This is a genomic window from Methylocaldum marinum, assembly GCF_003584645.1.
GTDB classification, from domain to species: domain Bacteria; phylum Pseudomonadota; class Gammaproteobacteria; order Methylococcales; family Methylococcaceae; genus Methylocaldum; species Methylocaldum marinum.
Window position 1 is genome coordinate 2200516 of sequence record NZ_AP017928.1, and the last position, 12312, is coordinate 2212827.

Consider the following 12312-nt stretch of genomic DNA (forward strand, 5'->3'; position numbering starts at 1 on the left):
CAGCCGGTCGGAGACAACTGTTCCGGGAATAAGGTTTAACCCCGATCAGCCGTTACAGAGGGGCGGCACCGCCTTGAGACTCGCACAAAAACGGAAACGTTAACAATACTTTGCATTCCCCGGACTTTCAGACTGCTCCATATCCGGCGTGTGTGCAACGGAATCGCCATGTCAGCCTAGGATTACAAGCTTTTCCGCACTTTGCCGACTTGACCGTAATCCGGTTTGCGCGTTTTCTAGCACCGGGCCAAACGCGGCGGTTTGTCGCCCCTCAGGATTCCGCTACCTTTTGTAGGCAGCGATTTCGAGTCTTCCCTCCATTCGGTTCTTACGGTCTCGAGCATCTCCGGCGGATCTGGCGCTCCTGGCGGGATTCGAATGTAGCGGCGCGCCGAATAAAGGTCACCGCTGCGCCCGCTGTGGAAACGCCCGGCTGCGATGCTTCGCATGCGGACGGGATAGCGACGACCGAATGCGCCTGATGCGACCTGGGGCAAAAACACGCCGACCGATGCGGCTCGGCAAATCGGACTATGAGAGACGAAAAGTACGACGCTTGCTGACTGAACGTTATTGGAGAGGGGCAAATCGACCGGCGTTTAGTTGTCCGTCATGTTCCTGACTCGGCCGGCCGAAAACGCCGGCCTGAAAACCTCAAACAGAAGGAGTTGTGATATGAGTAAGAAGACAGTCGAAATTTGCGCGTTGATCCTGTGCCTGGCGGCGGAGCCGGCCGTCACGCACGCCTTGACGCCATCCGAAGCGTTGGGGAAGGCCATATTCTTCGACAAGAATTTGTCCTTCAACGGAGATCAAGCCTGTGCCGCCTGCCATATGCCCAATACGGGTTGGACCGGCCCCGATTCCGGAATCAACGCGACCGGCGCGGTCTACGAGGGTTCCATAAGCGGTCGGTTCGGCAACCGCAAGCCACCCAGTTCGGCCTATGCGACCTTCAGCCCGGTCTTGCATTACGTGATCGAAAACAACGAAGCGCTTTTCCTCGGCGGCAACTTCTGGAACGGACGCGCCACTGGCGAACGACTCGGCAACCCGGCCGCCGACCAGGCACTGGGGCCGTTCCTCAATCCGGTGGAACAGGCTCTAAGCTCACCTGCCGACGTCGTATCGAGAGTCTGCAACGGTACTTATGCCGGTCTCTTCCTGCAGGTCTGGGGACCCGATGCATGCGCCCCGGACAAGGTCGACGCCGCCTACAGGTATATCGCGCGCTCCGTAGCCGCATTCGAAGCCTCTCCCGAGTCGAACGCGTTTACCTCGAAGTATGACTATTTTCTCAAGGGCAAGGCCAGATTGACTCTGAGAGAGAAGATAGGGCTCAAACTGTTCAAGGGCAAAGCCAAATGCGCAAACTGCCATATCCTGGATCCCGGTCCCGACGGTCAGCCGCCGCTGTTCACCGACTTTACCTATGACAATATCGGCGTGCCCCGCAATCCTGACAATCCCTTTTACACGCAGCCCGAGTTCAATCCGGAGGGTGCTGCCTGGGTCGACCTCGGTTTGGGCGAGTTCCTGTCGAGCCGTACGGATTACCAGCAGTTTGCTTGGGAAAATCGGGGCAAACAGAAGGTTCCCACGCTGCGCAACGTCGACAAGCGTCCCTACCGGGAATTCGCCAAAGCTTACGCGCACAACGGTTATTTCAAAACCCTGAAAGGAATCGTTCATTTCTATAACACGCGGGACGTCAAACCGGCGTGCAGCGATCCGTTCACGAGGGAAGCGGATGCCCTGGCTCAAAACTGCTGGCCGGAACCGGAAGTCCCCGAGAATGTAAACACCGCGGAAATGGGCAACCTGCACCTAACGAACGCGCAGGAAAATGCGATCGTCGCATTTCTGAAAACGCTTTCGGACGGGTACAAGCCCTGACCTGACAATGAATCGGGCCGCAGACGCGACCCGGTGACGACTTCGTCAGCCATCACGAGAGAAAAAATAAGAAAACATGAAAAATCTGATCTCGATAACACTAGGAATCGTTGGGGGGCTCTCTCTTCTGAGTTCGTTCGCCATAGTCCACAGCGCGGGCGACGTAAACACGATCGAGGGATGCATAGGCTTTCTGCCGGCCGGGAAGTCGTATTCCTTCAGTATTGCCGGAAGCGTGGATACGACCGGGGGTAACCCGAAGATGGTCGGATCGTTCACGCTTTCGGACCCTTCTCTCCCAACCGAAGACGTCGAACTGCCCGAGGAAGCGAAAGGATTTACCTCGTGCGTTGCCGCCCTGATCCGGTGACGACCGAGGCGCGAGCGCTTCGATCCGGCCTGTGAAGGCCCCTGACCGGGAAAGACTTCGCTAATAAGCGTTTTCCGCTCCGATGTCCGGTCCGAGGTGGAAAAATCGATCTGGTACGCGTCGCCTAAGCACGAAACCGCCCGGACCGAGTCGGCGCCCGGTCAACGATAGATTCCCGGATAACAGAGGCAGGTGGATCAGCTGCATCGTCAAGTTTTTTTACACAACCATCGCCCCAACACTGTCCATATATTTGTAATCAATGCCTTACGAAGGTGGTGCGCTTTATGCTTGTATCGCAAACGGAACTCACGCGGGTGCCACCATAACGATACGCTTATATCCCACAGTCGGACCATTTCCCGCGTAGCCACTCTTCAGAAAAGGAACAATATGAATAAATTCATTTCGGGTATTCTGCTTCAGAACATTTATTGGCAGGGTGTTCGGCGGCAACGCTTTTCCCTGATTCTGGGAATCGCCTTACTCGCAGTCTCCGGTGCCGGTCAGGCGACCGTCATCGGCGGCAGTAGTTCGTCCTACGTCGTCGGCGTCAATGTTTCAGCCACGTTGTTGGGCATACCTTTGGTGGACTTGAGTGTCGGCCCCACTCCGGTTTCATCAGGCACCGCGCCCACTCCGTATGACGTTTCAAACTCCGTCGTCTCGCTTAACGCAGGGCTCGGAAGCACATTGGGCATCGGAGCCGGCCTGTTGAACGCCGACGCCAGCTCCAACATCGACGGCTCCGACGGCCCCAAATTCGCCTCGGCCAGTGCGTCGGTACTGGATATCGGGATCGGCGCATTGGGATTGATCAGCCTGAACTTGGAAGCCGTGGCATCCACCGCCAGTGTTTCCGGCGACTTCGGCGCATTGGCGGCAGCGGGTGAGACCACACTGGCAGGGGCGGCTCTCTCGATAGCCGGCACACCTATTGCCCTCATCGACATTCCGGCCCCCAACACTGTCGTGGATCTGTCCGTGCTCGGTTTGGTCGGGGTCAGCCTGCTTCTCAACGAACAAATCCTGACCGGGGACGGCGTCAGCAACCTCGGTCTGGCCGTGAACGCGATTCATCTCTCCTTCAACGCGTTCGTACTCGGAATCGCCTCGCTGACCGGGGATATCATCATCTCCCATGCCCAGGCGCAGATCGCGGCGATGCCGGGTCAAGTCGCGGCCCCGATCCCAGAACCCGGTACACTCGCACTGATAAGCTCGGGTTTCGCCATCCTGGGCTGGAAAGCTCGTCGCAAAACGGCAGCCTCCTTCGCCTGATACGGCGCCTCGCGAATCGAAGGGCTGATCGGGAAGCCGCGATCAGCCCTCCCTCTCCGACACTGTTCGAGACGAACCGTCGCGACGTTAATCCGGCGGTCTTGTCCGCCGCGAACACGACTCGGCCCCACTTTCACGGATCTCGCACTCATTCGCCCGGCGCAGTACCCCCAAGTTAGGAAGGCAATGAAAGCAAGCTCGGACGCATCGGCGTTACGGCAGCAAGTCTTCCACCCTACGGGTGGCCGCCTCACACTCCGGGACCGCGTCTATGAGCCGCAATTTGGCCCGAAAATCGGTATCCTGCCCCGTCATGGACTCCGAAACAATTTCGTTGAGGGAGGCACAAACCTGAATCATGCGGGCTTCTTCTTTTGCAAGCTCCGCGGATTCCTCTTCATCCAGCTCATCGGTGTCGCCGCTCGAGTTGGTAAGGTCGATGATTTCATTGACGATCTGGTTGTGATAGCGAAACACCTGCTCCACGTATTCCGAGAACTCGCGCGGGTTCATCCTGCGCGTATCGCCCCCCGGCGTATGGACCGTGATAAGAGAGCACCCCAAGAGGGGAAGGCCGCACAGAACGGCCAGGATACGGCCATTCGGCCGCACCCGCCCGGCCCCCCGATTTTTTCGATTCATAATGTCTCCTGTGACAGGATATTCGATTTCCGGAACCCAGGTTCCGAGCCATGGCACGGTACGTGAGTTGTGGAGTCCTGGCGGACAGCCGGCCAGCCGCCGTCCACATTGCACGCGTCCCATCATGCAGGTGATTCCGGGAGGAAACGCCCGATGCCGCGAACGGCCGGCGTTTCCGCTTCCGTCTTTAGTCAGAGCCGATTATTCGCCCTTGCGGCCACGCCGCACCCGGCAGGTCGGAACTGCCAGGCCGTTCCGTACGCTCGTCCACCTGCTTCGGTGCCTTATGGGGCGCCCCGGTCCCCCAATCCGCAGCGGGAAGATTTTCGCATATCCGATCCTCCAAGCATGTGTTCGTAATACTCCCTAGCAACTGGAAGAGCCTTCCGACTTACTAACAGTTAAATCTAGCTTTTTTCGCGACGCTCGGGTTTCAAGGAGTAACCGCATGCGCAGCAAGATGCTTATTGCTCTTCTGGCTTCGTTATTCAGCTTAAGCACGGCTGTAGGCGGAGAAGTTATACAGCAGGCCCAGGCCGGGATTGCCGGAAAGGACGAGAAAGGACGTGTGTATACCAAGGAAAGGCACATAAAAGAAGCCTGGAAACACGCCGAAGCCGCGGCTCTGGCCGGAGAGAAGGGCAACGCCAAGGGTGCCGGCGAACACGCAAAACTCGCAAAGACCTACGTTGAAGCCGCCTTGACGCAATCCACATCCGACGAGCATCTGTCCGCGGCGCTGAAAAGCCTGGATAGCGCCATCGAACATAGCGAAGCTGGCGAAGCCGAGCCTGCGCGGCAGGCGGCTCAAGAGGCCATCGAGCATCTCCGAGCCGCGAAATAGACCGGGAGCCGTTCCCATTACTCTAGACATCCCCGCCGTGGAGGAGGACCGCAACCCCATTTCCGGAACACTTTCTATCCGCGGTCCATCCCGGCGGCTTCGACTGATATGGGAGAAACTCATGAAGATGCCAACTCAGGAAGGAAGAAAACGCTATCGGCCGAATGGCATTTATAAAGGGCCTTTCACGAACGACGAGAGCTTTTGGGAGGTCTGCACCTGCCTACCTGAGTGCCCGGATCCCTGTCAGGGACAATGCGGATGCCAGGCCTGCGCGACGGCGTATGAAGACTCCCTCTACTTCGAAGGCTTGAACGGCACCCGCTTCTGAGTGCGCACGGGGCCGAACTCGCACCGTCCGTACCGGTCGAGACTGCGAAAAAAGCTCCGAACGCCAAGAAAGTCGAAGCGAACAATATCGGAGGATATGCGACGTGAGTGCCATGCAAGCCTATGAAACCGACCGAGTCCGGCGTCACACGCCTCCGGACATCAATGCGCGCATCGACGACGAGATCCGCGCGACGATAAGCCACTATACCGGTGCGAGCCGGGAAACCCTGACGCGGCGTATCGACGCCCTGGACCGGGAGTGGGACATCGAGCGAGTACTGGAAGCCAACGCCGCCAGTTTCACGCTCGCCGGCCTGGCCTTGTCCCAAGTGCACAGCCGTCGTTGGCTGTGGCTTTCGACCGGAGTCGCCGGTTTCCTGCTGCAACACGCATTGCAAGGCTGGTGCCCGCCGATTGCCGTGTTCCGTCGCCTCGGCATCCGCACCCGGCGCGAGATCGACCGGGAGAAATACGCCCTGAAGGCGCTCCGCGGCGACTTCGAACCGATTGCCGGCGTTCATCCTACCCGTGACCCCGACACGGTGTCGCGAGCGATCGAGGCGTGAAAGCCGGCCTCTGCCGTTTCCGAACGGGAGGCTGCCATGTCCAAGAGAACGGTTTTCGTTTTGGCGGGTCTGCTGATCGGTGGTTCCATCGGTCAAGCCTCTGCGGAACCCAAGACGGAGTGGGAATACCCCGCGATTCGGGGCTACGGCAAAGTCCGGCCGTATCCGGATGCCGCAGCGAAGCCTTCGCCGGATCGGATTTACAAGGTGTTGTTCGATATCTCCCAGGGCGCCGAAATGCCCGAGAAGCCGAACTCCGGCCTGGACCACGTGGCCCGGCTGATCAATACCTTTGCCTTGGTCGGCGTTCCGACGGAACGTTTGAAGCTGGTTCTGGTGGTACACGGCTCGGCGACGCCGGCGATCCTGAAGGACGAGCGCTATCGCAATCGCTTCGGCAACGGGAACCCCAACACGGAATTGATTCAGGCCTTGAAGAAGGCCGGCGTAACCCTGTACGTCTGCGGCCAGGCCCTGGCCGAGAAGGAATTCGAGCCGGGCGACGTCAATCCGGAGGTCACCGTGGCGCTCTCCGCCCTGACCGTACTCCCGCTGTATCAGATGGATGGCTACGCCCTGATTCCGGATTGAGGCCGTATTCCCTCCTCTTACCCATGGAGTTGCCGACGTGTGCAAGCACTTCCGGCTGGCCGTTACGCTCGTTCTCTTCGCGGAGTCGTCCATGAACACGGAATACCCGGCCCCGACGCCGCCCGCCGTTTTTCCGCCCTGGCCGGGAGAAACTCCCCCCGCGGCCAATCCGGGCGTCCCGTTCACCGTGCCCGAGGTGGACAATATGCCGGATTTTCACGGCAACCCGGCCGCCGCCGAGTTCGTCGTGTTCGCCGGCGGCAATTACTTCTTCGCGATGACGGAACTGGTCGAAGCCTTCCAGCGGCAAAAGCCCGAGCTCCGCGGCCGAATCTTCTTCGAGACGATCCCGCCGGGCATCATCGAACGGCAGCTCGAGAACCGCAACACCATCACCGTTGGCAACCTGACCCTTTCGGTCCAACCCGACGTGGTGCAGGCCGGAGAGCAACGGATCGCCGCATTGATCGAAAAAGGCGTGCTGCAAGGCCCGCCGCTGCGGTTCCTCAAGAACAGCCTCGCCGTCATGGTGAAAAAAGGCAATCCCAAGAACATCCGCACCCTGGAAGATCTTGCCAAGCCGGGCGTGCGGCTCGCCAATCCGAACCCGGAAACCGAGGGCATCGCCCGGCAGATCCAGACCGCTCTCGAACAAGCGGGCGGCGAGGAACTGGTCCGCAAGGTGTACGAAACCAAGGTAAAAGCCGGCGAGGCGTTTCTGACCGAAATCCACCATCGCCAGACGCCGCTCTGGATCATGCAGGGCAAGGTCGACGCCGGGCTAACCTGGATCAGCGAACCGCGATACCAGATGATGGTCGGCCATCCCGTCGACTTCGTTCCGATTCCGCCGGAACACAACCGAGAGGGCATACAAGCCGCGGCTATCGCCAGGAACGCCCGAAATCCCGGCGCGGCGCGGGATTGGCTGGCGTTTCTTTGCTCCAATGAGGCCAAATCCGTACTCGAAAAATTCGGCATGGCGCGACCGCAGTAAAGACCTAAGCACAAACCCGGAGGCTTCCGCCGACGGGTCGTTTCACGGATACATGAAACGCTTTACAATGCCGTAACGCCATGCCCGCCACGGGTGGGCGGCGAAGCAACAGGAAGTCGAAACCATGGCCGAGCAACCCCGTTATCTGCCCAGGAGCGAATTTCCCCGGCTCTTGTCCGCATTGGCCTCCGCCGGCTATCGATGCGTGGGCCCGCGCGTTCGGGATGGCGCCATTCTTTACGAGCCGATTTCCGGCGTCGAGGATTTGCCGAAGGGCGTCCACGACCGGCAAGCTCCGGGCCAATACGGACTGGAAACAACCGACGAGCCTCGCTGGTTCGCCTGGGCCAACGGACCGCAAGCTCTGCGGCCGCTGACCTTCGCCGGCCGCGACAAGCTCTGGAGCGCTGAGCGCAGGGCCGACGGATCGGTCGACTTCAAGAGCGACCCGCCCGAGGCGGAACCGGTGGCCGTCATTGGCGCCCGAGCCTGCGATCTGGCCGCGCTATACATTTACGACCGGCACTTCATGCAGGGCGCATATCCCGATCCCTGGTACACGGCGCGGCGGCAGAACCTGTTCCTGGTCGCGGTCCATTGCACCCATCCCTCCCTCAACTGCTTTTGCGCCTCCACCGGCGACGGACCGCGGGCGACCTACGGCTACGATCTGGCACTTTCCGAATTGGACGAGGGCTTCTTGATCGACGCACGAAGTGAAAAGGGTGAACGGATTCTCGCCGCGCTGCCGGTCCGGGAAGCGAGTACCGAACAAATCGAAACCGCCGACCGGGAAATCGAAGACGCCGCCGGAAGCCAGGTCAAGGAGGTACCTTCCCGAAATCTGAAAGACGTCCTGTTCGCCCGTCTCGATCACCCCCGGTGGAACGAAGTGGCGCAGCGCTGCCTTTCCTGCACCAATTGTACCCTGGTCTGCCCCACCTGCTTCTGCCATAGCGAGAACGATGTGCCGAGCCTCGACGGGAGCCGCAGCGAGCACTATCGGGAATGGGATTCCTGCTTCACCCAGAGGCACAGCTACATCCACGGCATCACCATCCGTCCCGATACCCGCACCCGTTATCGGCAATGGCTGACTCACAAGGTGGGCAGCTGGCACGACCAGTTCGGGCGCTCCGGCTGCGTGGGCTGCGGGCGCTGCATCACCTGGTGTCCGGTGGGGATCGACATTACGGAAGAACTGGCGGCCATCTGCCGCTGAGGAGGCCCATGCAAAATCCTTATCTGCCGCGCGAAGCCGAAATCGTCGAACGCGTCCAGGAGGCGCCGACCATCTTCACCCTGAAGCTGAGGTTCACCGATCCGGCCGCCCAAGGCGCCTACGGATACGTACCCGGCCAGTTCAACATGATTTACCTCTACGGCATCGGCGAGGTGGCGATTTCCATCGTCTCCGATCCCGACGAGACCGAAACGCTGGACCACACGATCAGGGCCGTCGGCCGCGTCACCCGCGCGCTGAGCCGGCTCCAGCCGGGCGACCGGATCGGCGTGCGCGGTCCCTACGGGCGCGGATGGCCTCTGCTCGAGGCTCAGGGAAAGGATGTCGCGCTCATCACCGGAGGGCTCGGCTGCGCGCCGCTGGTTTCGGTCATCCGCTACATCGTGGCGCGGCGCGAGCGCTTCCGGCGGCTCTTGATCATGCAGGGCGTCAAACGCTCCGACGACCTCATCTGGCACGAGCAGTACCAGCGATGGAGGGAATTGCCGGATACGCAGGTGCTTTTGGCGGCGGAAGTGGCCGAGCCCGGCTGGACCTGGCATCAGGGCCTGGTAACCGCGCTGTTCGACCGGACCCATATCGATCCCGGCCAGACCATCGTATTCCTGTGCGGCCCCGAGCCGATGATGCGTGCTTCCATCTACGAGCTCGGCCAGCGCGGCGTGGCCGACGGGAACATCTGGCTCAGCATGGAGCGCAACATGCACTGCGGCATCGGCCATTGCGGACACTGCATGATCGGCGCGCCCTTCGTGTGCCGCAACGGCCCGGTGTTTCCCTATCCCGAATTGAAGGCCCTCCTGGGCAAGAAGGGGTTCTGACATGGACAGAAAGCTTCGCGTCGCGGTCCATAAATTTTCGTCCTGCGATGGTTGTCAGCTGGCCTTTCTCAATGCCGGCGAAAAACTGGTGGAACTGTTCGAGCTGGCGGACGTGGTGCACTTTGCCGAAGCCGGAATCGTCGACCCCGATGCGCCGGCCGAGCTCGCCTTCATCGAAGGCAGCATCTCCACCCACGAAGAGCAGGAGCGCATCCGCCGCATCCGCGAAAACACCCGCTTCCTCGTGCCCATCGGCGCCTGCGCCACCTCGGGCTGCCTGCAGGCGCTGCGCAACCAGGCGGACGCCGCGCGCTGGTTCGCCGACGTCTATTCCGACCCTTCGAAGATCGACCACCTGGACACCGCGACGCCCATCGCCGCCAACGTGCCCGTGGACCTGGAGCTGTGGGGCTGTCCGGTCAACACCCGGCAGGTCATGGCGACGGTGAGTTCGCTGCTACTCGGCGCCCCGCCGCGGGACGATAACGAAAAGATCTGCATGGAATGCAAGCGGAAAAACATCGTCTGCGTCATGGTGACCCAGGGGCAGCACTGCATGGGACCAGTCACCCGCACCGGCTGCGGCGTGCTGTGCCCCGGCATAGGCCGCGACTGCTACGGCTGCTACGGGCCGGCGGAGAACATCAACGGCGACGCCTGGGGCCGCTGGTTCGAGCAGAAAGGCATGCCCGCGGAGCGCATCGCCCGCCGCTTCCGCTACATCAACAGCGAGGCCGAAGCCTTCCGCGAAGCCGGCAAGCATTGGAGAGATCGGACGGGCCCGAAGCCAGCAAATGATGCCTCGGACCCGTCTGATCTCTCTCCCTCATCCGGCCCTTCGGGCCACCTTCTCCCAAAGGGAGAAGGAAACAAAGCGCGGTCTTCGACCGCCAATTCATCGAACGAGAAATCATGAACGAGCGCCGGGAAATCAAGATCAACGTGCCCGTCCTGGCGCGGGTCGAGGGCGAAGGCGCCCTCGATCTCCATATCCGCGACGGCCGCATCGAACACCTGAAGTTCAGCATCGGCGAGCCGCCGCGCCTGTTCGAGAAGTTCCTGGAGGGCCGCGACGCCTTCGAGGTGCCCGATATGGTGGCACGCATCTGCGGCATCTGTCCGGTGGCTTACCAGATGAGCGCGGTGCAGGCCCTGGAAAGCCTGTTCGGCTGGCGCTCCACGCCCTGGATAGAAGCCATGCGCCGGGCCATGTACTGCGGCGAATGGATTCAGAGCCATAGCCTGCACATCCACCTGCTGGCGGCGCCCGATTTCTTCGGATACTCCAGCGCTCCGGAAATGGCGCGGGATTATCCGGACGAGGTCCGCCGCGGGCTGCGCCTTCAAAGTCTCGGCAACGAACTGATCCGGCTGTTCGGCGCGCGCTCGGTGCATCCGGTGGGCGCGCGGCTCGGCGGGTTCCATTCCGCGCCGCCCAAGGACCGGGTGATAAGGCTCTTGGACCGGCTGCGAGCCGCCCTGCCGGATGCGGAAAACCTGGTCGCCTGGACCGCGAGTGTCGATGTGCCTCAAGACCAACAGGACTTCGTCAGCGTGGCGCTGCGGCACCCGAGCGAATACCCGCTCTATTCCGGCCGCATCGTTTCGGACACCGGTCTCGACATCCCGGTCGACCGCTACGAGGATCACTTCAGGGAGCACCAGGAAGCCCATTCCACCGCCCTTTATTCCCTGCTCGACGGACGGTCTTATCTGGTCGGCCCTCTGGCGCGGCTCAACCTGAATTGGGACCGGCTGCCGGAACCGGTGCGCTCCACGCTGGCGAAAACCGGCATCCCCTTCCCTTCCCGCAACATGTTCCACAGCATGCTGGCGCGCGCCGTCGAGATTCACTTCGCCATCGTGGAAGCCATACGGCTGCTGGAAAACTACGAGCCCGACATCCCGTTCGTCTCCGGCGAATGCCGCGCCCGCAGCGGATTCGGCTGCACCGAGGCGCCGCGCGGACTGCTCTGGCACCGCTACGATGTCGGCGAGAGCGGAAAAATCCTCAAGGCCCGCATCGTCCCCCCGACCAGCCAGAACCAGGCGCGCATCGCCGAGGACCTGCACCGTTCGATCGAAGCCTTCGGGCTGGACCGCGCCGACGACGAACTACGGCTGCACGGGGAAAAGGTCATCCGCAATTACGATCCGTGCATTTCCTGCGCCACGCATTTCCTGAAACTGAAGGTAATTCGCGAATGACGCCGGTTCGCGTTCTGGGGCTGGGTTCGCCGTTCGGAGACGACCGGGCCGGCTGGTTAGCGGTGGAAAACCTGATGCGATCGGACGGCTTCCGCGCGCTGCCCAAGGGACTCGCGTCGACCCAAATCTGCGACCCGGTCGGCAACAATCTCCTTGACGCCATGCGGGGCGCGAATCTCGCGATCCTGATCGATGCCGCGCAATCCGGCTCGGCGCCGGGTACGGTCCGGCGCTTCGAGGCGCGGCAAATCGAAGACGGCAACGAGCCCTGCTCCAGCCACGGCTTCGGGCTTTCCGCGACCCTGGCCATGGGCAGGGCTCTGAACGATCTGCCGGACACAGTCGTGATATTGCTCGTCGAAATTCCGGCCGATGCCGAATTCGGACCGGCCGAAGACTTGAGCGCGCCGGTGGCGGTCGCGCTCCCCCATTTGACGCTCGCCGTGCTGAACGAAATCGCGGAGTGGACGGCGCGGGGCATTCGCGAGCCTGCGCGGAGTAGCGCCTGAACCCTTACAGG

Annotated in this window: 14 protein-coding genes; 13 read left to right on the top strand and 1 reads right to left on the bottom strand. The window is 61.4% G+C overall.

The window, feature by feature from the left end; genetic code table 11:
- The first annotated feature begins 675 nt into the window (after positions 1–675).
- The 3 genes from sS8_RS09440 (at position 676) to sS8_RS09450 (ending at position 3547) form a co-directional block, all read left to right on the top strand.
- Positions 676–1896, top strand: a complete 1221-nt coding sequence (locus tag sS8_RS09440) for a cytochrome-c peroxidase (protein ID WP_119632686.1) — start codon at positions 676–678, stop codon at positions 1894–1896.
- Between the two features lie 76 nt (positions 1897–1972).
- The gene (locus tag sS8_RS09445; RefSeq protein WP_119629431.1) at positions 1973–2266 is read left to right on the top strand and encodes a hypothetical protein; all 294 of its coding nucleotides are present in this window, start codon (positions 1973–1975) and stop codon (positions 2264–2266) included.
- Positions 2267–2659: 393 nt separating this feature from the next.
- Positions 2660–3547, top strand: coding sequence for a PEP-CTERM sorting domain-containing protein (locus sS8_RS09450; protein WP_119629432.1), 888 nt, complete (start codon positions 2660–2662; stop codon positions 3545–3547).
- Between the two features lie 213 nt (positions 3548–3760).
- Here the strand turns inward: sS8_RS09450 and sS8_RS09455 are convergent, their stop codons facing one another.
- Positions 3761–4189, bottom strand: a complete 429-nt coding sequence (locus sS8_RS09455; RefSeq protein ID WP_119629433.1) for a hypothetical protein — start codon at positions 4187–4189, stop codon at positions 3761–3763.
- 448 nt (positions 4190–4637) lie between these two features.
- Here sS8_RS09455 and smbP point away from each other — a divergent pair, with 448 nt between their 5' ends.
- The 10 genes from smbP to sS8_RS09500 all read left to right on the top strand — a co-directional run bounded on the left by smbP (position 4638) and on the right by sS8_RS09500 (position 12301).
- Positions 4638–5033, top strand: coding sequence for a small metal-binding protein SmbP (smbP, locus tag sS8_RS09460; protein WP_119629434.1), 396 nt, complete (start codon positions 4638–4640; stop codon positions 5031–5033).
- 121 nt (positions 5034–5154) lie between these two features.
- On the top strand, positions 5155–5364 hold the full coding sequence (locus sS8_RS27605) for a hypothetical protein (protein ID WP_145986474.1): 210 nt from the start codon (positions 5155–5157) through the stop codon (positions 5362–5364).
- A 112-nt stretch (positions 5365–5476) separates the two neighbouring features.
- Positions 5477–5932, top strand: coding sequence for a YgaP family membrane protein (locus sS8_RS09465; RefSeq protein WP_119629435.1), 456 nt, complete (start codon positions 5477–5479; stop codon positions 5930–5932).
- Between the two features lie 36 nt (positions 5933–5968).
- Positions 5969–6523 carry a DsrE family protein gene (locus sS8_RS09470; protein WP_119629436.1) on the top strand — a complete coding sequence of 185 codons (555 nt, stop codon included), beginning with the start codon at positions 5969–5971 and terminating at the stop codon, positions 6521–6523.
- A gap of 91 nt (positions 6524–6614) precedes the next feature.
- Positions 6615–7520: a molybdate ABC transporter substrate-binding protein gene (locus sS8_RS09475; protein ID WP_145986475.1), complete on the top strand. Its 906-nt coding sequence runs from the start codon at positions 6615–6617 to the stop codon at positions 7518–7520.
- 124 nt (positions 7521–7644) lie between these two features.
- A complete protein-coding gene (locus sS8_RS09480; protein WP_119629438.1) occupies positions 7645–8742 on the top strand; it encodes a 4Fe-4S dicluster domain-containing protein in 1098 nt (365 codons plus the stop codon).
- 8 nt (positions 8743–8750) lie between these two features.
- A complete protein-coding gene (locus tag sS8_RS09485; protein ID WP_119629439.1) occupies positions 8751–9584 on the top strand; it encodes an FAD/NAD(P)-binding protein in 834 nt (277 codons plus the stop codon).
- 1 nt (position 9585) lies between these two features.
- Complete coding sequence (locus sS8_RS09490) at positions 9586–10500, top strand: NADH-quinone oxidoreductase subunit B family protein (RefSeq protein WP_119629440.1); 915 nt, start codon at positions 9586–9588, stop codon at positions 10498–10500.
- Positions 10497–11792, top strand: a complete 1296-nt coding sequence (locus sS8_RS09495) for a Ni/Fe hydrogenase subunit alpha (RefSeq protein WP_119629441.1) — start codon at positions 10497–10499, stop codon at positions 11790–11792. Before sS8_RS09490 ends, sS8_RS09495 begins: the two co-directional genes overlap by 4 nt.
- Positions 11789–12301: a hydrogenase maturation protease gene (locus tag sS8_RS09500; protein WP_119629442.1), complete on the top strand. Its 513-nt coding sequence runs from the start codon at positions 11789–11791 to the stop codon at positions 12299–12301. The genes sS8_RS09495 and sS8_RS09500 overlap by 4 nt, the downstream gene beginning before the upstream one ends.
- Positions 12302–12312 lie beyond the last annotated feature (11 nt).